The sequence below is a fragment of the Agrococcus sp. ARC_14 genome, assembly GCF_022436485.1.
Lineage (GTDB): Bacteria > Actinomycetota > Actinomycetes > Actinomycetales > Microbacteriaceae > Agrococcus.
This window is the reverse complement of sequence record NZ_JAKUDO010000001.1, coordinates 2329756-2355143: the sequence shown is the minus strand read 5'-3', so window position 1 is coordinate 2355143 and position 25388 is coordinate 2329756. Positions and strand designations below refer to the sequence as shown.

General features: G+C 69.3%; 22 protein-coding genes and 2 rRNA genes. 20 read left to right on the top strand and 4 right to left on the bottom strand.

The window, feature by feature from the left end:
• The first annotated feature begins 131 nt into the window (after positions 1–131).
• Positions 132–3243, top strand: a 23S ribosomal RNA gene (locus tag MKD51_RS11620).
• A 112-nt stretch (positions 3244–3355) separates the two neighbouring features.
• Positions 3356–3472: ribosomal RNA gene (rrf, locus tag MKD51_RS11615) — 5S ribosomal RNA — on the top strand.
• Between the two features lie 55 nt (positions 3473–3527).
• Here the strand turns inward: rrf and MKD51_RS11610 are convergent.
• A complete protein-coding gene (locus tag MKD51_RS11610; protein ID WP_240240462.1) occupies positions 3528–4640 on the bottom strand; it encodes a hypothetical protein in 1113 nt (370 codons plus the stop codon).
• Here MKD51_RS11610 and MKD51_RS11605 point away from each other — a divergent pair.
• Entirely contained in the window at positions 4593–5726 is a 1134-nt protein-coding gene (locus tag MKD51_RS11605) for a hypothetical protein (protein WP_240240461.1), read from the top strand. The genes MKD51_RS11610 and MKD51_RS11605 overlap by 48 nt on opposite strands.
• The gene (locus tag MKD51_RS11600) at positions 5726–6763 is read left to right on the top strand and encodes an HAD-IIA family hydrolase (protein WP_240240460.1); all 1038 of its coding nucleotides are present in this window, start codon (positions 5726–5728) and stop codon (positions 6761–6763) included. Before MKD51_RS11605 ends, MKD51_RS11600 begins: the two co-directional genes overlap by 1 nt.
• A gap of 9 nt (positions 6764–6772) precedes the next feature.
• On the opposite strand, the gene MKD51_RS11595 is transcribed toward MKD51_RS11600, so the two are convergent.
• Positions 6773–7519 (bottom strand): aminoglycoside 3'-phosphotransferase, encoded by a 747-nt coding sequence (locus MKD51_RS11595; protein WP_240240459.1) that lies wholly within the window; start codon positions 7517–7519, stop codon positions 6773–6775.
• Between the two features lie 97 nt (positions 7520–7616).
• Here MKD51_RS11595 and MKD51_RS11590 point away from each other — a divergent pair, with 97 nt between their 5' ends.
• The 16 genes from MKD51_RS11590 (at position 7617) to der (ending at position 23167) form a co-directional block, all read left to right on the top strand.
• A complete protein-coding gene (locus MKD51_RS11590) occupies positions 7617–8612 on the top strand; it encodes a reductase (protein WP_240240458.1) in 996 nt (331 codons plus the stop codon).
• Entirely contained in the window at positions 8609–8746 is a 138-nt protein-coding gene (locus tag MKD51_RS11585) for a hypothetical protein (RefSeq protein ID WP_240240457.1), read from the top strand. The genes MKD51_RS11590 and MKD51_RS11585 overlap by 4 nt, the downstream gene beginning before the upstream one ends.
• A 5-nt stretch (positions 8747–8751) precedes the next feature.
• Positions 8752–9549 (top strand): TlyA family RNA methyltransferase, encoded by a 798-nt coding sequence (locus MKD51_RS11580; RefSeq protein ID WP_240240456.1) that lies wholly within the window; start codon positions 8752–8754, stop codon positions 9547–9549.
• Entirely contained in the window at positions 9546–10448 is a 903-nt protein-coding gene (locus tag MKD51_RS11575; RefSeq protein ID WP_240240455.1) for an NAD kinase, read from the top strand. The genes MKD51_RS11580 and MKD51_RS11575 overlap by 4 nt, the downstream gene beginning before the upstream one ends.
• On the top strand, positions 10445–12169 hold the full coding sequence (recN, locus tag MKD51_RS11570) for a DNA repair protein RecN (protein WP_240240454.1): 1725 nt from the start codon (positions 10445–10447) through the stop codon (positions 12167–12169). The genes MKD51_RS11575 and recN overlap by 4 nt, the downstream gene beginning before the upstream one ends.
• A 101-nt stretch (positions 12170–12270) precedes the next feature.
• On the top strand, positions 12271–13932 hold the full coding sequence (locus MKD51_RS11565; RefSeq protein WP_240240939.1) for a CTP synthase: 1662 nt from the start codon (positions 12271–12273) through the stop codon (positions 13930–13932).
• Positions 13929–14543 carry an NUDIX hydrolase gene (locus MKD51_RS11560; RefSeq protein ID WP_240240453.1) on the top strand — a complete coding sequence of 205 codons (615 nt, stop codon included), beginning with the start codon at positions 13929–13931 and terminating at the stop codon, positions 14541–14543. Before MKD51_RS11565 ends, MKD51_RS11560 begins: the two co-directional genes overlap by 4 nt.
• Positions 14540–15481, top strand: coding sequence for a site-specific tyrosine recombinase XerD (locus MKD51_RS11555; protein WP_240240452.1), 942 nt, complete (start codon positions 14540–14542; stop codon positions 15479–15481). Before MKD51_RS11560 ends, MKD51_RS11555 begins: the two co-directional genes overlap by 4 nt.
• A 55-nt stretch (positions 15482–15536) precedes the next feature.
• A complete protein-coding gene (locus MKD51_RS11550) occupies positions 15537–16562 on the top strand; it encodes a 1-aminocyclopropane-1-carboxylate deaminase (RefSeq protein ID WP_240240451.1) in 1026 nt (341 codons plus the stop codon).
• Between the two features lie 138 nt (positions 16563–16700).
• A complete protein-coding gene (locus MKD51_RS11545; protein WP_240240938.1) occupies positions 16701–17549 on the top strand; it encodes a ParA family protein in 849 nt (282 codons plus the stop codon).
• Between the two features lie 8 nt (positions 17550–17557).
• Positions 17558–18427 (top strand): ScpA family protein, encoded by an 870-nt coding sequence (locus MKD51_RS11540; RefSeq protein WP_240240450.1) that lies wholly within the window; start codon positions 17558–17560, stop codon positions 18425–18427.
• Positions 18414–19076: an SMC-Scp complex subunit ScpB gene (scpB, locus tag MKD51_RS11535; RefSeq protein ID WP_240240449.1), complete on the top strand. Its 663-nt coding sequence runs from the start codon at positions 18414–18416 to the stop codon at positions 19074–19076. The genes MKD51_RS11540 and scpB overlap by 14 nt, the downstream gene beginning before the upstream one ends.
• Complete coding sequence (locus MKD51_RS11530; RefSeq protein ID WP_240240448.1) at positions 19073–19843, top strand: pseudouridine synthase; 771 nt, start codon at positions 19073–19075, stop codon at positions 19841–19843. The genes scpB and MKD51_RS11530 overlap by 4 nt, the downstream gene beginning before the upstream one ends.
• Before the next feature lie 36 nt (positions 19844–19879).
• A complete protein-coding gene (locus MKD51_RS11525; protein WP_240240447.1) occupies positions 19880–20959 on the top strand; it encodes a prephenate dehydrogenase in 1080 nt (359 codons plus the stop codon).
• On the top strand, positions 20956–21651 hold the full coding sequence (gene cmk / locus MKD51_RS11520; RefSeq protein ID WP_240240446.1) for a (d)CMP kinase: 696 nt from the start codon (positions 20956–20958) through the stop codon (positions 21649–21651). The genes MKD51_RS11525 and cmk overlap by 4 nt, the downstream gene beginning before the upstream one ends.
• Complete coding sequence (der, locus tag MKD51_RS11515) at positions 21644–23167, top strand: ribosome biogenesis GTPase Der (protein WP_240240445.1); 1524 nt, start codon at positions 21644–21646, stop codon at positions 23165–23167. Before cmk ends, der begins: the two co-directional genes overlap by 8 nt.
• Here the strand turns inward: der and MKD51_RS11510 are convergent.
• Both MKD51_RS11510 and pdxY read right to left on the bottom strand, forming a co-directional pair.
• Complete coding sequence (locus MKD51_RS11510) at positions 23114–24376, bottom strand: MFS transporter (RefSeq protein WP_240240444.1); 1263 nt, start codon at positions 24374–24376, stop codon at positions 23114–23116. The two genes, der and MKD51_RS11510, sit on opposite strands and share 54 nt — an antisense overlap.
• Positions 24377–24507: 131 nt before the next feature.
• Positions 24508–25359 (bottom strand): pyridoxal kinase PdxY, encoded by an 852-nt coding sequence (gene pdxY / locus MKD51_RS11505; protein ID WP_240240443.1) that lies wholly within the window; start codon positions 25357–25359, stop codon positions 24508–24510.
• Positions 25360–25388 lie beyond the last annotated feature (29 nt).

The following is a 25388-nucleotide window of genomic DNA, read 5'->3' as shown; positions in this document are numbered from 1 at the left end:
GACCGTAAGTTGAGAACTACACAGTGGACGCGAGCATCTTAGATTCGAGCTTCGGCTCGGATCACAAGATCTTTAATTAGATCATTGGTCAGCAGCCTTCGGGCTGCCGATTAACCAATACTCATGTATGTGGTCAAGTTTCTAAGAGCAAACGGTGGATGCCTTGGCATCTGGAGCCGATGAAGGACGTAGTAATCTGCGATAAGCCTCGGGGAGCTGATAAACGAGCTTTGATCCGAGGATTTCCGAATGGGGAAACCCCGCTGGGCGGCTTGCCGACCCAGTGACTCCCGCCTGAATATATAGGGCGGGTAGAGGGAACGTGGGGAAGTGAAACATCTCAGTACCCACAGGAAGAGAAAACAACAGTGATTCCGTAAGTAGTGGCGAGCGAACGCGGAAGAGGCTAAACCGGTCGTGTGTGATAGCCAGCAGGCGTTGCACGATCGGGGTTGTGGGACATCTCAGTTGATCTGCTGATCAGCAAACGTTACAGACCGCGGTAGGCGAAGGACTTGGAAAGGTCCATCACAGAGGGTGACAATCCCGTAGCCGAAACCGCGCAATGGCGTGAGGTTCATCCCAAGTAGCACGGGGCCCGAGAAATCCCGTGTGAATCAGCCAGGACCACCTGGTAAGCCTAAATACTCCCAGATGACCGATAGCGGACAAGTACCGTGAGGGAAAGGTGAAAAGTACCCCGGGAGGGGAGTGAAATAGTACCTGAAACCGTTTGCTTACAAACCGTCGGAGCAGCCTTAGTAGCTGTGACGGCGTGCCTTTTGAAGAATGAGCCTGCGAGTTAGTGATATGTGGCGAGGTTAACCCGTGAGGGGCAGCCGTAGCGAAAGCGAGTCTGAATAGGGCGATTCAGTCGCATGTCCTAGACCCGAAGCGAAGTGATCTATCCATGGCCAGGTTGAAGCGAGGGTAAGACCTCGTGGAGGACCGAACCCACTTAGGTTGAAAACTGAGGGGATGAGCTGTGGATAGGGGTGAAAGGCCAATCAAACTTCGTGATAGCTGGTTCTCTCCGAAATGCATTTAGGTGCAGCGTTGCGTGTTTCTTGCCGGAGGTAGAGCTACTGGATGGCCGATGGGCCCCAAAAGGTTACTGACGTCAGCCAAACTCCGAATGCCGGTAAGTGAGAGCGCAGCAGTGAGACGGTGGGGGATAAGCTTCATCGTCGAGAGGGAAACAACCCAGACCACCGACTAAGGTCCCTAAGCGCGTGCTAAGTGGAAAAGGATGTGAAGTTGCTTAGACAACCAGGAGGTTGGCTTAGAAGCAGCCACCCTTGAAAGAGTGCGTAATAGCTCACTGGTCAAGTGATTTTGCGCCGACAATGTAACGGGGCTCAAGCACGCCACCGAAGTCGTGGAATTCGTACAACAGCTCGGCAGCTTAGGCTGTCCAGGCGTACGGATTGGTAGGAGAGCGTCGTGTGGCGAGTGAAGCGGCGGAGTGATCCAGCCGTGGACGCCACACGAGTGAGAATGCAGGCATGAGTAGCGAAAGACTGGCGAGAAACCAGTCCTCCGAAAGACCAAGGGTTCCAGGGTCAAGCTAATCTTCCCTGGGTAAGTCGGGACCTAAGGCGAGGCCGACAGGCGTAGTCGATGGACATCAGGTTGATACTCCTGAACTGACGAAAAACCGCCCAAGCTAAACCAGTAATGCTAAGAGTCTGAATCCATGGACCGATCCCTTCGGGGTGACGTCCTTGGCCTAGCACTCGACCCTATGCTGGGGCGGCTAGCGTATTAACAGGTGTGACGCAGGAAGGTAACAGAACCGGGCCGATGGTTGAGTCCGGATAAGCCGTAGGGCGTGGGATAGGCAAATCCGTCCCACACGAAGCCTGAGAGCCTTGTCGAACCCTAGAGGGAAGTCTGTGATCCTATGCTGCCAAGAAAAGCATCGACGCGAGGTTTTAGTCACCCGTACCCCAAACCAACTCAGGTGGTCAGGTAGAGAATACCAAGGAGATCGAGAGAATCGTGGTTAAGGAACTCGGCAAAATGCCCCCGTAACTTCGGGAGAAGGGGGGCCTGAGGCGTGACGGCACTAGCTGCCCGAGCGTTTGAAGGCCGCAGAGACCAGTGGGAAGCGACTGTTTACTAAAAACACAGGTCCGTGCGAAGACGCAAGTCGATGTATACGGACTGACGCCTGCCCGGTGCTGGAAGGTTAAGAGGAAGGGTTAGCGTAAGCGAAGCTCAGAATTTAAGCCCCAGTAAACGGCGGTGGTAACTATAACCATCCTAAGGTAGCGAAATTCCTTGTCGGGTAAGTTCCGACCTGCACGAATGGCGTAACGACTTCCCAGCTGTCTCAACCGCGAACTCGGCGAAATTGCACTACGAGTAAAGATGCTCGTTACGCGCAGCAGGACGGAAAGACCCCGTGACCTTTACTATAGCTTGGTATTGGTGTTCGGTGTGGCTTGTGTAGGATAGGTGGGAGACTTTGAAGCTCGGACGCTAGTTCGGGTGGAGTCAATGTTGAAATACCACTCTGGTCACTCTGGATATCTAACTTCGAACCGTAATCCGGTTCAGGGACAGTGCCTGGTGGGTAGTTTAACTGGGGCGGTTGCCTCCCAAAAAGTAACGGAGGCGCCCAAAGGTTCCCTCAACCTGGTTGGCAATCAGGTGTCGAGTGTAAGTGCACAAGGGAGCTTGACTGTGACAGTGACAACTGGAGCAGGGACGAAAGTCGGGACTAGTGATCCGGCAGTGGCTTGTGGAAGCGCTGTCGCTCAACGGATAAAAGGTACCTCGGGGATAACAGGCTGATCTTGCCCAAGAGTCCATATCGACGGCATGGTTTGGCACCTCGATGTCGGCTCGTCGCATCCTGGGGCTGGAGTAGGTCCCAAGGGTTGGGCTGTTCGCCCATTAAAGCGGCACGCGAGCTGGGTTTAGAACGTCGTGAGACAGTTCGGTCCCTATCCGCTGCGCGCGTTGGAAGTTTGAGAGGATCTGACCCTAGTACGAGAGGACCGGGTTGGACGAACCTCTGGTGTGTCAGTTGTTCCGCCAGGAGCACCGCTGATTAGCTACGTTCGGGATGGATAACCGCTGAAAGCATCTAAGCGGGAAGCCGGCCTCAAGATGAGACTTCCGTGCCTTCGGGCGAGAGGCTCCCAGCCAGACTACTGGGTTGATAGGCCGGATGTGGAAGTGGGGACTAAAGACCCATGAAGCTGACCGGTACTAATAAGCCGATGACTTGATAACATATATATGAGCTTGCTGCTCGCGTCCACTTTGTGGTTCTCGATGTACGGTCGAGAACCGCAGCCCTCCGCTTCAATGCGGAGTGCTGTGCAGACTGAAACATCAATAGTGTTTCGGCGGCCATAGCGAGAGGGAAACGCCCGGTCACATTCCGAACCCGGAAGCTAAGGCTCTCAGCGCCGATGGTACTGCAGGGGGGACCCTGTGGGAGAGTAGGACACCGCCGGACTTCTTTTGGAAGGGGCCCCAGATCTTTCTGGGGCCCCTTTTTCATTTGTCGACTGTTATGGGAGCATGGCGCCGTGAACGATCAGGCAGATTCTGGCTCCAACAGGGGTGACGACCGCCGCCGCAACAGCGGTGACGCAGGTCGACCCAAGCGCGACGGCGATCGTCGCCCGCAGCGGGATGGCGAGCGCCGGTTCGGCGATCGCAAGCCGCAGGGCGAAGGCGACCGACGGCCTCCTCGAGACGGCGACCGCCGCTTCGGAGACCGCGACAGCCGACCGCAGCGCGACGGCGAGCGACGCCCTGGTGGCGACAGCGACCGCAAGCTCCGGCCCGGTGACCGCGGTTACCACCCTGACGGGGATCGTCGAGGCTCGAGCGACAGCGACCGCCGGCCACAGCGTTCCGGCGAGCGCACCTTCGGTGACCGCAAGCCGCCGCAGCGGGATGGTGAGCGTCGCTTCGGCGATCGGGACCAGCGTCCACAGCGCGACGGCGACCGCCGTCCACAGCGCGACGGCGACCGCCGTCCACAGCGTGACGGTGACCGCAAGTTCGGTGACCGCAAGCCGCCGCAGCGTGATGGTGAGCGTCGCTTCGGCGATCGCGATCAGCGTCCACAGCGTGACGGCGACCGCAAGCCGCCGCAACGTTCTGGCGAGCGCAAGTTCGGTGATCGCAAGCCGCCGCAGCGTGATGGTGAGCGTCGCTTCGGCGATCGGGACCAGCGTCCACAGCGCGACGGCGACCGAAGGCCTCCGCAGCGCTCCGGCGAGCGCACCTTCAGCGACCGCAAGCCGCCGCAGCGTGATGGTGAGCGTCGCTTCGGCGATCGCGACCAGCGTCCGCAGCGCGACGGCCAGGGGACTGGCCGTGGCGACCAGCGCCGCCGTGACGATCAGCGTGCGCGCAATCAGGGTCCGCAGCGCGATGCTGCGCGCCCCGGTCGCGATTACGACCACCGCGGTGATGGCTCCGGCGAGAGCTTCAAGCAGGTGCGAGAGGACGACTTCGTCCCGCCCGACTTGCCCGAGGAGATCCAGCCCGAGGATCTCGACATCGGTGCGCGCGCGCAGCTGAAGACGCTCACCAAGGACAACGCCGATTACGTCGCCAAGCACATGGCGCGTGCCTCGGAGCTCATCGATGAGGACCCGCAGCTCGCGCATCAGCACGCGCTGGCGGCCGCGCGTCGTGCCGGCCGCATCGGTGTCGTGCGTGAGACGCTCGCGATCACTGCCTACCAGCTGGGCGACTTCTCGCTCGCTCTTCGCGAGCTGCGCACCTACCGTCGCATCACCGGTCGCGACGATCAGCTGCCGCTCATGGCCGATTGCGAGCGCGGCCTCGGCCGCCCCGAGAAGGCGCTCGAGCTCGCCAGGTCTGTCGAAGCATCCACACTCGACACCGCGGTGCGCGTCGAGCTCGCGATCGTGAAGTCGGGCGCGCGTCTCGACCTGGGCCAGACGGACGCCGCGCTCGAGGAGCTGCGCATCCCGGAGCTGCGCAAGGACAAGGCGTTCGAGTACAGCCCTGCGCTGTTCGCGAGCTTTGCCGGAGTGCTCGAGGAGCTCGGTCGTGACGAAGAGGCCGCCGAGTGGTTCGCTCTCGCTGACCGCGCGATCGATGCCCTCGAGGACGCGCTCGCCCCCGGCGAGCTGGAGTCGGTCGGCATCGTCAGCGAGCGCCTCGAGACCGAGGACGCGCCGGAGGATGTCGGCGTCGCCCTCGAGCCCGCGGACGGCGACGCTGCGGATAGCGATGCCGACGCGCCGAGCGATGGTGTCGCGCCGATCGTCGAGCCTGAGGACGTCCCGGAGTCGGACGACGCTGTGGAGGCGCCCGATGCGATCGAGCTGGTCGAGCCGGACGACGTGCCGGAGGCTGAGGGCACCCAGGCCGAGGTCACGCCGGCGGATGACTCCATGGTTGCGTCCGAGGATGTGCCGGAGGCCGCAGTCGATCCTGTCGAGGTCGCGCCGGCGGGCGAGCCGATGGTTGCGTCCGAGGATGTGCCGGAGGCCGCTACCGATCCGGTCGAGGCTGCGCCGGCGGGCGAGCCCGTGGTCGAAGCCGAGGACGTTCCGGAGGCGGATGACGCCGCTGCAGAGCGCGTTGCGCCCGCGGCCCAAGACGACGCGCTGTTCGGCGATGCGCTGTTCGGCGACGAGCTGATCGCGGCGGACGACACGGCAGACGACACGTCGGGGGAGGCGCGGCCGGAGTCAGCATCGGGCGACGGAGACGCGCGCTGATGGGGCTGTTCCGCAGACAGCCGACGCAGGAGCCGACGCCGATCGACGGCGTCGACTGCCTGTATCTCGACCTCGACGGTGTGGTCTACCAAGGCCCTGACGCCATCCCTCATGCCGTGGACAGCATCCGCAGCACCGGCGTGCGCTCGATCTACCTGACGAACAACGCCTCGCGCACGGACGCGGAGGTCGCAGCGCACCTGTCATCCTTCGGGCTCGACGTGCAGCCAGACGACGTCGTGACGAGCCCGCAGGCTGCCATGCGCCTGCTGGCCGAGCACCTCGGGCCGGGCGACCCCGTGCTCGTGGTCGGCGGCGCTGGCATCGTCGTCGAGGTGGAGGCGCGCGGCTGGCAGGTGGTGCGCACCGCCGCCGAGCAGCCGAAGGCCGTCGTGCAGGGGTTCCATCCGTCTGTCGGGTGGAAGGAGCTTGCCGAGGCGTCCTTCGCGCTGCAGGCCGGGCGCACGGGCAGCGGCATCCCATGGATCGCGACCAACGGCGATTGGACGATCCCGGTCGCCGGCGGCATCGCGCCCGGCAACGGCACGCTCGTCTCCGCGGTGCACACGGCGGTCGGCCGACTCGCGGAGTTCGCAGGCAAGCCCGAGCGGCACATGTACGACGTGGCGACGGAGCGCTTCGGCGCCCAGACGCCCGCGATGGTGGGCGACCGCCTCGACACCGACATCCTCGGCGCGCGCCGTGCGGGCATCCGCTCCATCATGGTGCTCACGGGCATCGATCGCGGGGCGAGCCTCATCGGTGCCGACGAGTCGATGCGACCAGATCACGTGCTCGAGGATCTCCGTGGCCTCACCCAGCCGATCGCGCCGCTGCGCGAGACGCTCGAGACCTCGACCGGTGACACCTACTTCGAGGTCGGCGCCGCGGCCGTGCGCCGCAGCGGCATCGACATCACGCTCGTGCGGGCCGGGGCGCGCCCCGTCGACACGATCCGCGCCGCCTGCGCCGCCGTGTGGACCGCAGATCGGCCCGTGCTCGGATTGCGCATCGCCGACGAGCTGCTCGCGCTGTAGCAGCGCTGCTCAGCCGCCACCGGCGCCGTTGTCGTCACTGGGCAGCGCCCAGCGCGCCCGCCACTGCTCGATGCGTGCCGCGTCGGGCTCGATGCCATAGGCGCGCCAGAAGGCGGGCTCGCTGTCGGCCAGCCCGTTCCACTCCAGCGACCACGATGCGATCGCGAGATCCGACCAGCGGTCGGCCACGCCGACGCGCCCCAGATCGACGAGACCTGCGAAGCGCCCGTCGTGGATGAGCGTGTTGGGCGCGCACGGGTCGCCGTGGCAGACGACGAGATCCTGCTGCGGGGCGTCGGTGACGGATGCGGTCCAGTCCGGCGCGGGAAACGGGCAGTCGGCGATGGGCACGGCATGCAGCTGCCGCAGCCCTGAGCCGAGCGCAGCTGCGGCGAGCGCAGGCTCGCGCAGGCCGACGGAGGAGACGATGGAGTCTCCGGCGATCGCAGCCGTCACGAGCAGCTCGCCGTCGCGCTCGGCGATCAGCGCGAGCACCTTCGGTACCGGCACTCGATCCGTCTGCGCGAGCCAGCGCATCCGTTCGGCCTCCGCCGCGAGCGACTCGGGCGAGCCTGCGGGGTTCCACTTCGCGAACACGGGCCCGCCTGGGCGGTCGATGCGCGCAGTGATGCCGCCCGGCTCGTTCTGCCAGATCAGCTCGACCGGGTGGTGCGCCGCCAAGGCCGCGATCGCGCGCGGCACCGGGGAGCCGGCGGGCGGGGGACCGGCGAGGTCGGAAGGAGGCGGTGCGCGCATCCTGCGACGGTAGCGAACGCGCCAGTGGGTGTCGCAACGGCCTGTGCCGAGGGCGAACGACCGTGTTTCGCATCCGCAGACGTGGTCGGATGCTGGGATGACGCAGACCCAGACTCCGGCCCGAGTGCTCGTGCTCGGCGGCACCAGGTGGCTCGGCAGGCGCATCGCACTGGGGCATGTCGACCGCGGCGCGGAGGTCACGTGCCTCGCGCGCGGTGAGGGCGGGTCGGTGCCGGAGGGCGCGCGGCTCCTCGCCGGCGATCGTGCGACGGAGGGCGCCTACGCGGGCCTCGACGGCGACTGGGACGAGGTGATCGATGTCACACGGCTGCCGCGGCACGCGGCCGGCGCGCTCGACGCGCTGGCCGATCGTGCAGCACATTGGACCTTCGTCTCCTCTGTCTCCGCGCAGCGGCTCGAGGGTGCCCCCATCGGGGCCGACGAGCACGACGAGCTGGTGCCGGAGGATGCGAGCGGCGATGAGTATGGGGGCGCGAAGGCATGGATCGAACGCGTGGCGCGCGAGCGACTGGGGGAACGACTCGCGATCGTGCGGCCCGGCCTGATCGGCGGACCGGGAGACGAGAGCGGCCGCTTCGGGTATTGGGTCTCGCGGCTCGCGCTCGCGAAAGACGGCCCGGTGCTGATGCCCGCGCGCGACCAGGCGACGCAGACGATCGACGTGCGTGACCTCACGACATTCCTCGTCGCGGACGCGCCGCGACGCAACGGCGTCGTCAACGCCGTCGGGGTCGAGCGGCGGCTGCACGCGCTCATCGAGCTCGCTCGCGAGATCGCGGGCCACACCGGGGCGCTCGTCCGTGCGAGCGACGAGCAGCTCGGGTCGCTCGGCATCGGCCACTGGGCCGGGGAACGCGCGCTGCCACTGACGCTGCCCGCAGAGGTGGCGTCCCACGCGCAGCGATCCAGCGCCCGCTATCTCGCGGCCGGCGGGGCGCATCGACCGCTGCGGGACACGCTCGAGGCCGTCCTTCGGGATGAACGGGCGCTCGGACTCGATCGAGCGAGTCCTCACAGGCTGTCGCGCGCCGACGAGCTGGCGGCGATCCATTCGCTACCCTCCAAGGCATGACCGACGACTACTCGACCGACGGCCTCGTCGACGAGCTCGAGCTGCTCGAGCAGCAGCCGCTCGAGGAGCGGGCCGACCAGCTGGCGCGCATCCACGACAAGCTGCAGGCAGAGCTCGGCGCGGTTCGCGCTTGACGGGCATGGCTGAACCCACGGAGGCCGTGCGCCTCGACCAGGCGCTCGTCGAGCGCGGTCTCGCCCGCAGCCGCAGCCAGGCGCAGCAGCACATCGCGGCGGGGCTCGTGACCGTCGACGGCCGCGGCGTCGTGAAGGCGAGCCTGAGGGTCGCGCCCACCGCAGAGCTCTCGGTCACAGGGGGCGATCCGTGGGTCTCGCGTGCTGCCCACAAGCTGCTCGCCGCACTCGACGCCTTCGGCATCGATCCCACAGGTCGCGTCGCGCTCGACGCCGGTGCCTCGACCGGCGGCTTCACACAGGTGCTGCTCGAGCGCGGTGCCGCGCACGTGACTGCCATGGATGTCGGGCACGGGCAGTTCCAGCTCGACGTCGACGCGCTCCCCATCACCCTCATCGAGGGGCAGAACGTGCGCGACCTCGTGCCGGACTCGCTCGAGCCTGCGCCCTCCATCGTCACGGCAGACCTCTCGTTCATCTCGCTCTCGCTCGCGATCGGCCCGCTCGCGGGCGTCGCCGCGCCCGATGCCGACTGGGTCGTGCTCATCAAGCCGCAGTTCGAGGTCGGCCGCACGGGCGTGCGCGAGGGCATCGTGACCGACCCGACGCTGCGCGCGCAGGCGATCGAGCAGGTGCTCTGGGCGGCGTGGGATGCGGGGCTCGGCACGGCAGGGCTCATCGGCAGCCCGATCATCGGCGGCCGCGGCAACCTCGAGTACCTCGCACACCTGCAGGCGAGCACCGGCACGAATCCGACAGAATGGCTGGAGGAGTCCGTCAGGCTGTCGAAGGAGGCGCGATGAGCGATCGCAGGTTCCTGCTCGCGTTCCACCCCGGACGCGCCGAGGCCGTCGAGACTGCCGCCACGATCGCCAGGCGACTGCTGGCGGCGCAGGTGACGCCGGTCGTGCTCGTCGACGACCGAGCAGTGCTGCTCGAGGGGCGTGACGGTCTCGATGCCGTCGAGCCCCACGGCCCGGCAGATCTGCCGGAGGTCGAGCTCATCATGACCCTCGGCGGCGACGGCACGATCCTGCGGGCCGCAGAGCTGCAGCGCCAGGTCGACGCTCCGCTGCTGGGCATCAACCTCGGACACGTGGGCTTCCTCGCGGAGGCGGAGGTCGCCGACACCGCGAAGGTCGTCGAGCGCGCGCTGCAGCGCGACTACGAGGTCGAGCAGCGGCTCGTGCTGCGCGTCAAGGTGTTCGACGGCGACGTGCTCGTGCACGAGACGTGGGCGGTCAACGAGGCTGCCGTCGAGAAGGCCGGCTCCGGCCGCATGATCTCGACGCTGCTCGAGATCGACGACCGGCCCATCTCGTCGTTCGGCACCGATGCGGTCATCCTCGCGACCCCCACCGGTTCGACCGCCTACTCGTTCTCGGCCGGGGGGCCGATCGTCTGGCCCACTGCCGAGGCGCTGCTGATGGTGCCGCTCGGTGCGCATGCGCTGTTCACCCGCCCGCTGGTCGTCGCCCCGACATCGACGATGTCGGTCACGATCGCCGAGGAGTCCACGAGTCCCGCGGTGCTTTGGTGCGACTCGCGGCGCTCGTTCGACCTGCCGCAGGGGTACCGCGTCGAGGCGACTCGCGACACGCGTCCGCTGCGCCTCGCGAGGCTGTCGAGCGCGCCCTTCTCCGACCGCTTGGTCGCCAAGTTCCAGCTGCCCGTCGAAGGCTTCCGGCGGCAGCTGCCGTGACGCGGCTCGACGAGCTCACGATCCGCTCGCTCGGCGTGATCGACGAGGCCCGCGTGCCGTTCGGCGCCGGGTTCACCGCCATCACGGGTGAGACCGGTGCAGGCAAGACGATGGTCGTGCAGGCGCTCGCGCTGCTGCGTGGGGAGCGCGCCGACGCCGGCGTGATCCGCTCCGGTGAGCAGCGCGCTGCCGTGCAGGGCGTCTGGCTGCTCGATGACGCGGGAACGCAGGGCCTCGTGGAGGACGCCGGCGGCAGCGTCGACGACGGTGAGCTCATCCTCGGCCGCGCGCTCACGCGCGCCGACGGCGCTGCCACGCGCTCCCGAGCTCAGGCCGGTGGGGCCGCGGTGCCCGCCGGGCTGCTGCGCGAGCTGGCCGACCGGCTCGTCGCCGTGCACGGCCAGGCCGATCAGCAGCGGCTGCGCTCTGCGGAGGCGCAGGCGGCGGGGCTCGACCGGGCCGCAGGGGCGGAGCTCGGCGAGCTGCTGAGCCAGTATCGCGCTGCGTTCGCAGCCTGGACCGACGCGCGCGACGCGGCGGAGCACATCCGCACCCAGCACGATGCCCGTGTGGCAGAGGCGGCGTCGATCCGCGCAGAGCTCGAGGAACTCGAGGCGTTCGACCCGCAGCCGGGGGAGCAGGACGAGCTGGCCGCGGTGGCGAACCGGCTCGAGCACTCCGAGGCCATCAGGATGGAGCTCTCCGAGGCGCATGCGGCCCTCTCGACCAGCGATGACGCGCCTGACGCTCTGACGCTCAGCGCGATCACGCAGGCGGGCACGGCCCGCAGGCTCGTCGAGCGGGCCTCGACGGACGACGCGGCGCTCGCGGAGGCGCTCGAGCTGCTCGTGCAGTCAGAGGCGCTGCTGCAGGAGGCCGCATCCTCGATCGTGAAGGCGCTCGACGACCTGGAGCGACCGGAGCGCAGCCTCGACGAGGTGCAGCAGCGGCGCGCAGATCTCAGCGGCCTCGAGCGCAAGCTCGGCCGATCGCTCGACGCCGCCCTGGAGGCGGCACCGGCCGGGGCTCTGCGGCTCGCGGAGCTGGAGGGCGACGACGACGAGCTCGCACGCCTGGCGGCCGAGGAGCAGCGCCACCTCGACGAGACCCTCGCGCTCGCAGACCGACTGAGCGCGCTGCGACAGGAGGCTGCTCGCACGCTCGAGACGGCCGTCTGCGCAGAGCTCGCGGCGCTCGCGATGCCCAACGCGCGCCTCGTGGTGGAGGTGGCGCAGGCGGAGTCGCTGGGCGCCAACGGCCGCGACCGCGTCACGATGCTGCTCGTGCCGCACCCGGGTGCCGAGCCGCGCCCGGTGCAGAAGGGCGCGTCGGGCGGCGAGCTGAGTCGCATCATGCTCGCGATCGAGGTGGCGCTGGCCGCCGGAGCGCTGGCCGACGAGAGCGTGCCGACCATGGTCTTCGACGAGGTCGACGCCGGTGTCGGCGGCGCGGCGGCGATCGAGATCGGTCGCCGGCTCGCGCGCCTCGCCGAGCACTGCCAGGTGATCGTCGTCACGCACCTCGCACAGGTCGCGGCGTTCGCAGCCCAGCACGTCCGGGTCGAGAAGGGCACCGACGGCCGGATCACCGCGTCGCAGGTGTCGGAGGTCGCGGGCGACGACCGCCTGGCCGAGCTCGCCCGCATGCTCTCGGGCACCGCATCCGAGACCGCACTCGCCCATGCCCGCGAGTTGCTCGAAGATGCGCGAGCGGTGGGATAGGCTCGAAGCCCGTGAACCTCGTTGCGCCAGACGCCGACCAGAAGCCCGCGGAAACCCCGGCACAGACCGCCGATCAGCTCGACGCTGGCCGGCCTGCCAAGGTGACCAAGCAGATCTTCGTCACGGGTGGTGTCGTCTCATCGCTCGGCAAGGGACTCACCGCCGCGTCGCTCGGCAACCTGCTCACGGCGCGCGGCCTGCACGTCGTGATGCAGAAGCTCGACCCGTACCTCAACGTCGACCCCGGCACGATGAATCCGTTCCAGCACGGCGAGGTCTTCGTGACCGACGACGGGGCTGAGACCGACCTCGACATCGGCCACTACGAGCGCTTCCTCGACGTGAACCTGTCGCAGGCTGCCAACGTCACGACCGGCCAGATCTACTCGCGCGTCATCGAGCGCGAGCGCCGCGGCGAGTACCTCGGCGACACCGTGCAGGTCATCCCGCACATCTCCGACGAGATCAAGCGACGCATGCGTCTGCAGGCTGAGGGCGACCCGCAGCCCGACGTCATCATCACCGAGATCGGCGGGACGGTCGGCGACATCGAGTCGCAGCCCTTCATCGAGTCGGCGCGCCAGCTCCGGCACGAGCTCGGCCGCCAGAACGTCTTCTTCGTGCACGTGTCGCTCGTGCCCTTCCTCGGCGCATCCGGCGAGCAGAAGACCAAGCCGACGCAGCACTCGGTCACGACGCTCCGCTCGATCGGCATCCAGCCCGACGCGCTCGTGCTGCGCAGCGACCGTCCTGTCTCGGACGCGAACCGCAAGAAGATCGCGCTCATGTGCGACGTCGAGGAGGAGGCGGTCGTCAACACCGTCGACCTGCCCTCGATCTACGACATCCCCACGACCCTGTTCGAGCAGCACCTCGACGCGTACATCATCCACCAGCTCGGCCTCACGGCCGGCGAGGTGGACTGGTCGCACTGGCAGCCGGTGCTCGACGCCGTGCACGCGCCCAAGCATGAGGTGACGATCGGCCTGGTCGGCAAGTACGTCGACCTGCCGGATGCGTACCTGTCGGTCACCGAGGCGGTCAAGGCCGGCGGATTCGCGAACCAGACGAAGGTCAACCTGCGCTGGGTGCGCTCGGACGACTGCGAGTCGCCGGAGGGCGCGGCCGCGCAGCTCGGCGAGCTCGACGGCATCATCGTGCCGGGCGGCTTCGGCATCCGCGGCATCGAGGGCAAGCTCGGCGCGCTGCGGTTCACGCGCGAGAACGAGATCCCCACGCTCGGCATCTGCCTGGGGCTGCAGTGCATGGTGATCGAGGCCGCACGCAACCTCGCGGGCATCGAGGGCGCATCCTCGACCGAGTTCGACGAGGCGACGCCGGCACCCGTGATCGCGACCATGGCCGAGCAGGAGCAGCACCTGCACGGCGGCGACCTGGGCGGCACGATGCGCCTGGGGCTCTACGAGGCGAAGCTCGCGGAGGGCTCGCTCGCCGCGCAGCTCTACGGCGACACCGTCTCGCACGAGCGCCACCGCCACCGCTACGAGGTCAACAACACCTACCGCGACCAGATCGCCGCGGCGGGCATGGCCTTCTCCGGCACCTCGCCCGACGGCAAGCTGGTCGAGTACGTCGAGCTGCCCGAGCACCCCTTCTACATCGCCACGCAGGCCCACCCGGAGCTGCGCAGCCGCCCGAACCACGCGCATCCGCTGTTCCAGGGCCTCGTCCAGGCCGCGCTCGAGCGGCAGCGCGCATCGAAGCTGTTCGACGAGACCGACGAGAGCGCCGACGCGGCATGATCGGCGACACGCTCGGCGCGCAGCCGGTGCTCGCGCGCGAGCGGCTGTTCGACGGGCGCGTCTGGGACGTCGAGCGTCAGGAGTTCGAGCTCGGCGGCAGCCGCATCAGGCGCGAGGTGATCGTGCACCCCGGCGCTGTGGCGGTCGTGGCGCTCAACGACGCCGACGAGGTGTGCCTCGTGCACCAGTACCGGCACCCGGCAGGCGGCACGCTCTGGGAGCTGCCGGCCGGTCTGCTCGACATCGAGGGGGAGGACCCGCTCGTCGGCGCCCAGCGAGAGCTGGCCGAGGAGACCGATCTCGCAGCCTCCACCTGGCGCACCCTGCTCGACATCTCCACCACCGGCGGCGGCTCGACCGAGATGATCCGCATCTACCTGGCGACCGACGTGCACGAGCTTCCGGATGCCTTCGCCCGCGAGGGCGAGGAGGCCGAGATGGAGCGCCGCTGGGTGCCGCTCGAGGAGATCATCGATGCGGCGCTGTCGATGCGGCTGCACAACGCCTCGCTGCTGGCGGCGATGCTCGCCCTCACACAGCTGCGCTCCCGCGGCGGCGAGGCCCATCCGGCCGACCTGCCGTTCGACTGGCACCCGGCCTCACGGCCGTGACCCCGCAGCAGGCCGTCGACCGGCTGCTGCGGCAGCTCGCGATCGAGCGCGGTCTCTCGACCCACACGGTCGCCGCCTACCGCCGCGATCTGGGCGGCTATCTGGCGGTGCTCGAGCAGCGCGGGGTGACGGATGCGTCGGCCATCACGGGCGAGGACGTGGCCGCCTTCAGGGGCTCGCTCGCCGATCGCGGGCTCGCGTCCTCATCGGTCGCGCGCCACCTCTCTGCGGTGAAGGCGCTGCACCGCTGGCTGGTGGACGAGCGGGTCGTCGTCGAGGATGTCGCGAGGGATCAGCGGCCACCGAAGCTGCCATCGCGGCTGCCGAAGGCGATCTCCGTCTCGCAGATGCAGCGGCTGCTCGAGACCGCGGGGACGGACGCGGGCGACGGCGGCGCCGTGAGCGACGGTGCCGCGGTCGACCCGGCACGGCTGCGCGACCGGGCCCTGCTCGAGCTGCTCTACGCCACCGGCGCGCGCATCTCGGAGCTCATCGCGCTCGACGTCGACGACCTCGCGACGCTCGAGGAGCACGGCCTGATCCGGGTGACCGGCAAGGGCGCGAAGCAGCGGCTCGTGCCGATCGGCTCCTATGCCCGCACGGCGGTGGATGCGTGGCTCGTGCGGGGCAGGGCGGCCCTCGCCGCCAAGGGGCGTGGGGGCCCCGCGCTGCTGCTCGGCGCGCGCGGCGGCCGGCTGAGCAGGCAGGCGGCGTGGGAGATCATCCAGCGGGTCGCAGAGGAGGCAGGCATCGAGCACGTCTCGCCGCACACCTTCCGCCACTCGTTCGCCACGCATCTGCTCGAGGGCGGCGCCGACGTGCGCGTGGTGCAGGAGCTGCTGGGCCACGCCTCGGTCGCGACGACGCAGATCTACACGCACGTGACCGCCGACACGCTGCGCGACATGTACACGACAGCGCACCCGCGGGCGCGCTGAGCCTCGCGCTGCGGACACTGGTCTGCGAGCGCCGTCCGCGGCTATCGTCAGCCCTATGAGCATCGCCGACTTCGAACGCTTCCCGCTGACCTTCGGGCCCAGCCCTGTGCATCCGCTCGACAACCTGACGAAGCATCTGGGCGGCGCGGCCATCTGGGCGAAGCGGGAGGATGTCGCCTCCGGCCTCGCCTTCGGCGGCAACAAGACCCGCAAGCTGGAGTACATCGTGCCCGACGTGCTGGCCTCCGGCGCCGACACGCTCGTCTCGATCGGCGGCTACCAGTCGAACCACACGCGGCAGGTCGCCGCGGTCGCCGCGAAGCTGGGCCTCAAGTGCCGCCTCGTGCAGGAGCGGTGGGTCGACTGGGATGACCCGGTCAACGACAAGGTCGGCAACCTGCTGCTCTCGCGCATCATGGGTGCCGACAGCCGGCTCGACGAAGCCGGCTTCGACATCGGCATCCGCTCCTCGTGGGAGGAGGCGCTCGCGGAGGTCGAGGCCGCGGGCGGCACGCCCTACGGCATCCCCGCCGGCGCGAGCGAGCACAAGCTCGGCGGGCTCGGGTTCGCCAACTGGGCGTACGAGGTCGCCGAGCAGGAGCGCGAGCTCGGCGTCTTCTTCGACACGATCGTCGTCTGCACGGTCACCGGCTCGACGCACGCGGGCATGATCGCCGGGTTCGCGGCGCTCGAGGACGCCGGTGGCCGCCCTCGCCGCGTCATCGGCATCGACGCCTCCGCCACCATCGAGAAGACGCGTGACCAGGTGGCGCGCATCGCCAGGCACACCGCGCAGCTGATCGGCCTCGAGCGCGACCTGCGTGACGACGAGATCACGGTGCTCGAGGGCTGGGCTGGTCACCTGTACGGCGTCCCCGTCGAGTCGACGATCGACGCCATCCTCACCTCTGGCCGCACCGAGGCGATGATCATCGACCCGGTCTATGAGGGCAAGTCGATGGCCGGGCTCATCGATCTGGTGCGCTCCGGCGAGATCGCGCAGGACTCGACGGTGCTCTATGCACACCTGGGCGGCCAGCCGGCGCTGAACGCCTACTCGGGCATCTTCCCCTGGAGCTGAGGAGGCCTTGCCGGGCGCAGCGCGCGGGGTGAGCCTCAACCAGAGGTTGAGATACACGCCGCACCCGGCTACCGGGCGAAGCCGCCGGGGGTTCCTAGACTCGGGGGTGTGAGCACGAGCAACGAGACCCTGACCGGCATGGAGACGCCCACGCTCGGGCCGACCGGGCGCTCGGTGCAGGAGTTCGCGGTGCCGGCGCCGCTGAAGAGCCACGGGCCGGCGCGCATCGTCACGATGTGCAACCAGAAGGGCGGCGTCGGCAAGACGACGACCACCATCAACCTCGGCGCTGCCGTCGCCGAGTACGGCCGACGCGTGCTCGCCGTGGACTTCGACCCGCAGGGCGCACTGAGCGCGGGCCTCGGCGTCGACAACCACGATGCGATCACCATCTACGACCTGCTGCTGAACCCGCGCCTCGACCCGAAGGAAGCGATCCAGTCGACCTCCGTCGAGGGCCTCGACGTGATCCCGGCCAACATCGATCTCTCGGCCGCAGAGGTGCATCTCGTCAACGAGGTCGCGCGCGAGCAGATCCTCGCCCGCGTGCTGCGCCGCGTGGCCGACGACTACGACCTGATCCTCATCGACTGCCAGCCCTCGCTGGGCCTGCTCACGGTCAACGCGCTCACTGCCGCCCACGGCGTGCTCATCCCGCTCGAGAGCGAGTACTTCGCGCTCCGCGGCGTCGCGCTCCTCAAGGAGACGATCGAGAAGGTGCAGGACCGCCTGAACCCCGCGCTGCAGCTCGACGGCATCCTCGTCACCATGTTCGACTCCCGCACGCTCCACGCCCGCGAGGTGATGGAGCGCGTGGTGGAGACCTTCGGCGACACCGTGCTCGACACCGTCATCCGCCGCACCGTGAAGTTCCCCGACGCATCCGTCGCCGGTGTGCCGGTGACGCAGTTCGCGCCCGAGCACGCGGCCGCCGAGGTGCACCGCCAGCTCGCCCGCGAGCTGATCGCCCGCGGCGCCATTGCCTAGTCGGCGCCGTGCCTTCGCCTGACATCGAGGCATCCACGCCCGAGGTCGGTGCGGCCGAGCGCGACGCCGAGCCTGACGCCGCCGCCGACGAGCAGCGCGGGTTCCGCCTCGCGCTCGACAACTTCGACGGCCCGTTCGACCTGCTGCTGACGCTGATCGGCAATCGGTCGATGGATGTGACCGAGATCGCGCTGGGACGCGTGACGAACGAGTTCATCGCCTACGTGCGCACGCTCGACACGCATGAGGAGCTCGAGCAGGCGAGCGAGTTCATCGTCGTCGCCGCCACCCTGCTCGACCTGAAGATCGCCTCGCTGCTGCCCGCGGGCGATGTCGTCGACAGCGAGGATGTCGCGCTGCTCGAGGCACGCGACCTGCTCTTCGCGCGGCTGCTGCAGTACCGCGCGTTCAAGCAGGCCGCGCTCTGGGCGGCCGAGCGCATCGGCGAGGAGTCGGCCCGCCACGCCCGCTCGGTGCGGCTCGAGGATCGCTTCCGGCAGCGCACGCCAGAGCTCAGGTGGACGCTCTCTGCCGACGACTTCGCCGCGCTCGCGCTGCTCGCCCTGACCCCGAGGGAGATCCCCACCGTCGGGCTCACCCACCTGCACGCGCCGCTCGTCTCGATCCGCGAGCAGGCGGCGCACATCGTCTCGACGCTGCGCCAGCAGGGCACGACGACCTTCCGCGAGCTGATCGCGGGGGAGGCGACCCGCGGCGTCATCGTCGCCCGATTCCTCGCGGTGCTCGAGCTCTACCGCCACGCCGCGATCACCTTCGAGCAGCTCGAGCCGCTCGGTGAGCTCTCGCTCAGCTGGACCGGCCACGACTTCCGCGACGAGGACCTCGTCGCGCTGGGGGCAGACTATGACCATGCATGAGACGGATGCGGCCACCGACGAGGCGGCGCAGGCTGCCGTCGGCGAGGCGCCCGCGCAGGCCGACGAGGCACCGACCGAGGATCGATCGCACCTGCCGCTCGAGCGCCGCATCGAGGCGATCCTCATGGTCGCCGACGAGCCACAGGGGGCGGTGCACATCGCGACGGCGCTGCGCGCGCCGGTGAAGGCGGTCAAGGCAGCCATCGAGGCGCTGCGCGCCGACTACGACGGCGAGCCCGTCGGCGATCGACCCGCTGGCCCCGAGCGCGGCTTCGAGCTGCGCGAGGTGGGGGGCGGCTGGCGCATCTACGTGCGCGCTGGCTACGACGCCGACGCCGCCGACTTCGTGCTCACGCAGACGCCGACCAAGCTCTCGCAGGCCGCGCTCGAGACGCTTGCCGTGATCGCCTACAAGCAGCCCATCACGCGTGGGGCCGTCGCGGCCATCCGTGCCGTCAACGTCGACTCGGTCGTGCGCACCCTGGTGGGCCGTGGCCTCATCCGCGAGGCCTTCGCCGACGCCGAGACCGGCGCCATCAACTACGAGACCACGGAGCTGCTGCTCACGCAGCTCGGCCTCAACTCGCTCGACGAGCTGCCGCCGATCTCGCCGCTGCTGCCAGATGGAGAAGAGGACGTGTTCGCATGACCGATCCGAGCGAGCCGGGCGAGACCCTGCCATCGGCAGAGGGCGAGCGCCTCCAGAAGGTGCTCGCCGCGGCAGGCGTCGCGAGCCGCCGCGTCGTCGAGGACATGATCGTCGCCGGCCGCATCACGGTCGACGGCGACGTCGTCACCGAGCTCGGCAGCCGCATCCGACCCGACGCCCGCGTCACCGTCGACGGCACCGCGGTGCAGCTCGACAGCACCAAGCGCTACCTCATGCTCAACAAGCCGACGGGTGTCGTCTCGACGATGTCGGATGAGCGCGGTCGGCCGGATCTGCGCGAGTTCCTGCACGACATCCCCGAGCGGGTCTACAACGTCGGCCGCCTCGACGCCGACACCTCCGGCCTCCTCATCCTCACGAACGACGGCGAGCTCGCCCACGTGCTCGCGCATCCTTCGTTCGGGGTCGAGAAGACCTACGTCGCGAAGGTGCGCGGCGCGGTCGACCAGCGCGTCATCCGCCGGCTGCTCGATGGCTTCGAGCTCGACGACGGCAGCATCAGCGCAGACGCCGCGCGGGTCGTCGGCACACCCTCCAAGGGCCACTCGATGGTCGAGCTGACGCTGCACTCGGGCCGCAACCGCATCGTGCGCCGCATGCTCGACCACGTCGGGCACCCGGTGGTCGAGCTCGTGCGGCGCTCATTCGGCCCGCTGCACCTCGGTACGCTGCGGTCTGGCCGCGTGCGCGAACTCACTACGATGGAGCGCGGTGCCATCCTCACGCTCTCGAGGTCGGACGCCTAGCCCACCCAGCCAGCAGGAGCCAGCAAGGAGCCCGAAGTGACCCACCGACTGCGCGGACCCGTGCGCATCGTCGGCACGGGACTGCTCGGCACCTCCATCGGGCTCGGGCTCGCAGCGCGCGGCGTCGAGGTGCAGCTCGTCGACGCCTCGCCGACCGCGATGCGTCTCGCCGCCGACTACGGCGCCGGCCGCCTGGCCGAGCCCGGCGACACGCCGGAGCTGATCGTGGTCGCCGTGCCGCCGGATGTCACGGCGCAGGTCGTGGCCGCAGAGCTCGAGGCGTTCCCGGATGCCGTGGTCACCGACGTCGCGTCGGTCAAGGCCGTGCCGCTCGCGCAGCTGCGCGCGCTTGGCGCAGACATCAGCCGCTACCTCGGCACGCACCCGATGGCAGGTCGTGAGCGCAGCGGTGCGCTCGCGGGATCCGGCGACCTCTTCGTCGGCCGGCCATGGGTGATCGCCGGCCACGACGGCATCTCCTACGAGCGCGGCAGCCTTGTCGACGACCTCATCCTCGACCTGGGCGCCGTGCCGATCGAGTCGACGCCCGACGAGCACGACCGGGCCGTCGCGATCGTCAGCCACGTGCCGCAGCTGGTGTCCTCGCTCATGGCCGCGCGCCTCGCGCACGCGCCCGATGAGGCGCTGCGCCTCGCCGGCGGCGGTGTGCGCGACGTCACGCGCGTCGCGGCCAGCGACCCGGCGCTCTGGATCCAGATCCTGGGCGCCAACGCGCCGGCGGTGGTCGAGCAGCTGCGCGCCCTGCAGGTGGATCTGGCGACGCTCGTCGACGCGCTCGACGACCCCGATGCATCCGGCAGCCGGAAGACGGTGGCGGATGCGCTGCGCACGGGCAATGAGGGCGTCGCGCGCCTGCCGGGCAAGCACGGCACGCACACGCGGTTCACCCGCGTCCAGGTGCGCGTCGACGACCGGCCCGGGCAGCTCGCCCAGCTGCTGGTCGACATCGGCGATGCTGGCGTGAACCTCGAGGACCTGCGCCTCGACCACGCGGAGGGCGCGCAGTTCGGCGTCGCCGAGATCACCGTCGTGCCGGAGGCCGCGCTGCACCTGCACGAGGCGCTCGAGCAGCTCGGATGGCAGGTGGTGGCATGAGCGGCACCTCTTCGACCGGCACCGCGTCGACCGCCACCGTCATCGCGATCGACGGCCCCGCTGGCAGCGGCAAGTCCTCGGTGGCGCGCGCCGTGGCGCGCGAGCTGGGCTTCCAGTTCCTCGACACCGGCGCCGCCTACCGCGCGCTCACCTGGCTCATCCTGGAGCGCGGCGGCGACACCGACGTCGAGGCGACGGTGATCGCCAGCCTCGGCGCGCTCGACTCGCTCGGGCTCACCGTCGACGCCTCCGGGCAGCGCGTCACGATCGATGGCACCGACGTCACCGAGGCGATCCGCTCGGAGCGCATCTCCGGCGCCGTCTCGGGCGTCGCGCGCACGATCGCAGCGCGCGAGGCCGTCAATGTGCGCTTCCGCGAGATCATCGCGGAGGCAGCGCCCGGCATCGTCGCCGAGGGCCGCGACATCACGACCGTCGTCGCGCCCGACGCCGACGTCCGGGTGCTGCTGACCGCCGACGAGGCCGTGCGCATCCGCCGTCGCTTCGGCGACGTCGGCGGCGACCAGCACCAGGTGGGTGCGAGCCTCGCGGCCCGCGACGCCTCCGATTCCCAGGTGGTCGACTTCCTGAACGCCGCGGACGGCGTGACGGTCGTCGACTCCACCGACCTGACCTTCGACGAGACGGTCGACACGATCGTCCGCCTCGCGACTGAGGAGCACCATGACTGAGAACGAGGGCTACGAGCCCGGCACCGCTGACGAGCTCGACGGTGAGGCCGTCGAGGTCGAGCAGGTCACGTACGAGAACGAGGAGGCGCGGGTCTCCGCGCTGCGCGCCGGGCTCTCGGACTACGAGCTCGACGACGAGGATGCGGCGCTGCTCGATCTCGCCGCCGCCGGCCCCGACGCCATCCGGATCATGCCCGCGCTGCCGGTGCTGGCGATCGTCGGCCGCCCGAACGTGGGCAAGTCGGCACTCGTGAACCGCATCCTGGGCCGCAGAGAGGCCGTCGTCGAGGACACCCCCGGCGTCACCCGCGACCGCGTGACCTACAAGGCGGAGTGGAGCGGGCGCCGCTTCACGGTCGTCGACACGGGCGGATGGGAGCCGGACGCGCGCGGCATCGACCGCTCGGTCGCGCTGCAGGCCGAGATCGCCGTCGAGCTCGCCGACGCCGTGCTGTTCGTCGTCGACGTCAACGTCGGCCCGACGTCGACCGACGAGCACGTCGTGCGGATGCTGCGGCAGTCGAACCGCCCGGTGATCCTGGTGGCCAACAAGTCGGACGACGCGCGCCGCGACCTGGAGGCCTCCTCGCTGTGGAGCCTCGGGCTGGGCGAGCCCCGCCCCGTCTCGGCGGTGCACGGACGGGGTGTCGCCGATCTGCTCGATGCCGCGATGGAGCTGCTGCCGGAGATCTCCGCTGTCGCCAAGGAGGAGCTGGGCGGGCCACGCCGCGTCGCCATCCTGGGTCGCCCGAACGTCGGCAAGTCGAGTCTGCTGAACAAGGCCGCGGGGGAGGAGCGGGTCGTCGTCAACGAGCTCGCAGGCACCACCCGCGACCCGGTCGACGAGCAGATCGAGCTCGGCGGGCGCGTGTGGCGCTTCGTGGACACCGCGGGCATCCGCCGCCGCGTGCACCTGCAGCAGGGCGCCGACTTCTATGCGACGCTGCGCACGCAGGCCGCGCTCGAGAAGGCGGAGGTCGCCGTCGTGCTCCTCGACGTCACCGAGCCGATCAGCGAGCAGGATGTGCGCATCGTCGACCTCGTCCTCGAGTCGGGCCGCGCGCTCGTGCTGGGCTTCAACAAGTGGGATCAGCTCGACGACGAGCGCCGCCGCTACCTGGAGCGCGAGATCGAGCAGGATCTCGCCCACGTCGACTGGGCGCCGCGCGTCAACATCTCGGCGCGCACCGGCCGCCACCTCGAGAAGCTCGTGCCCGCGCTCGAGACGGCGCTCGACTCGTGGGACACCCGCGTGCCCACCGGCAAGCTCAATGCCTTCATCGCCGACCTGGTCGCAGCCCATCCGCACCCGCTGCGCGGTGGCAAGCAGCCGCGCATCCTGTTCGCGACGCAGGCGTCGACCCGCCCGCCGACCTTCGTGCTGTTCACGACCGGCTTCCTCGACCCGCAGTACCGCCGCTTCATCACGCGCCGCCTGCGCGAGGACTACGGCTTCGAGGGCTCACCGATCGTCGTCAACATGCGTGTGCGGGAGAAGCGCACCCGCCGCACGTGAGCCCTGCCCGTCGACCGTCAGCGCGCCCCGCAGCGTGACCGCCGCGAGCAGGCAGCAGACCGCGAACACTGCGGCACCCATCGCGACGGGAATCGCGAGGTGGATCGCGCCGAGCAGCCCGCCGAGCGCCGATCCCGCGGCCAGCCCCACGAGGCCCAGCACGCGTGCGGCACCACCGACGCGACCGAGCAGGGCGTCGGGCACGAGCTGCTGCCGCAGTGACAGCGCGCAGATGTTCCAGACGACCGCATGCAGAATGTACAGCGCCAGCAGCACGCCGGCGATGATCGGGTCCGTCGCGAGCGCGAGGCCGCCGAGGCTCAGCGCCCCCAGCAGCAGGCTGGCCACGATCGTCCACCGGTACCCGAGACGCCGGCGGAGCCGCGGGGCGAGGAACGAGCCGAGCAGCCCACCGAGGGCGGAGCACGCGAGCAGCACGCCGTAGCCGGCGCCGTCCAGCCCGAGCCGTTCCTCGGCGAGCAGCACGAGGATCGAGAACGGCAGCATGTACCCGATGCTCGCGAGCGCCCCGATGAGTGCCAGGCTGCCGACGACACGGTGCCGGGCCAGCCATGCGATCCCTTCGCGCGCCTCTGCGTAGACCGATGTCCTCGCCGTCTGCCGGTCGTCTGCCGGTCGCCTCGTTGCTCGCGTCGGCAGCGCCAGCGCGACGAGGCCTGCGACGGCCCAGAGCCCGCCCATCGCGAACAGCGGCGCGGCCGCCGCGAGCGCGAACAGCAGACCGCCCAGCGGCGGGCCGGCGAACTCGTCGGCGACGAGCTGTGCCGCCGCGACCCGTCCATTCGCCGAATCCAGGCGCTCACGGTCGACGAGCGAGGGCAGCATGGCGACTGCGGCGCTGTCGGCCAGGCTCTCGAGCGCTCCGACCACGGCCATCGTCGCGTACAGGATCACCAAGGATGAGACGCCGAGATGGATCGTCAGCGCAAGCGTCAGGAGGGCGGTGCCCCGCAGCAGGTTGGCGGCGACGATCAAGGTCCTGCGCTCGAACCGATCGACCCAGACGCCGATCGGAAGCGCGATCAGCAGGCGAACCAGCGCGTAGAGCGTGGCCAGTCCCGCGACCACGCGCGGGTCGTCGGTCATGGATGCCGCGAGCAGCGGGATCGAGACGAAGGCGAGGCCGTCCGCCAGATTCGACAGGGCGTTCGCGCTCCAGAGCGTGGTGAAGCCGCGACCGAGTGCCATGTAGCCAGGCTAAGGCTGTGCGCTGCCTGCGCTCGCCACTCCGGCCGGGCAGATGAAGCAGGTCTGTCCTCGATGCGCGAAGGCTGCAGGATCGGTCCTCAACGGGGGACGCGCGCGAGGCGGGGGAGCCGTCAGCGCACCTGGCGGGCCGTGAACTGCATGCGGGGGGTGGCGAAGACATCCTGCGCCTGCACGATGCGCAGCTCGCGCTCACCCGAGTCGATCGTCACCTGCAGCAGGTCGAACACGCTCGACGCAGTGCGCTCCAGCGCCGTCGCGGCCGAGCCCGTCTCGCGGTAGTGCGCCGTGAACAGCGCACTCGTGACATCGCCGGAGCCGTTCGCCTTGAACGGCAGGTGCGGCGTCTGCACGATCCACGCGCCCTCGTCGTCGACCGCCAGCATCTCGATCGTGCCCTCCTCGCGATCGGGCCGCAGCACGCTGGTGACGAGCACGGTGCGCGGTCCCAGGTCGCGTGCGCGATCCGCCGACGCGAGCGTCGACGCGAGCGTGTCGGGCTCCGTGTGCGTCATGAAGCCGAGCTCGAACTGGTTCGGCGTGATGATGTCGGCGTGCGGCACGACCCGCTCGCGGATGAGCGGTGGGATGGTCGGCGCGACGAAGCAGCCGGAGCTCGCGTTGCCCATCACCGGGTCGCAGGTGAAGCTCGCCGCAGGGTTCGCCGCCTTCACGCGCGTCACCGCATCCACCACCACGTCGACGATCTCCTCGCCGCCGAGGTAGCCGGAGAGCACGCCGTCGACGGTCGGCAGCACGCCGCGAGCCTCGATGCCCGTCACCACCGCGCGCACGTCATCGGCCGCGATGGCCGGGCCGCCCCAGTCGCCGTAACCGGTGTGGTTCGAGAAGTTGACGGTGAGCACAGGCCACACCTCGTGCCCGATGCGCTGCAGCGGGAAGACGGCGGCGGAGTTGCCGACGTGCCCGTAGGCCACGTGCGACTGGATCGACAGGAACCTCATCCTGCGATTCTTCCACTGCCGCCGGGCAG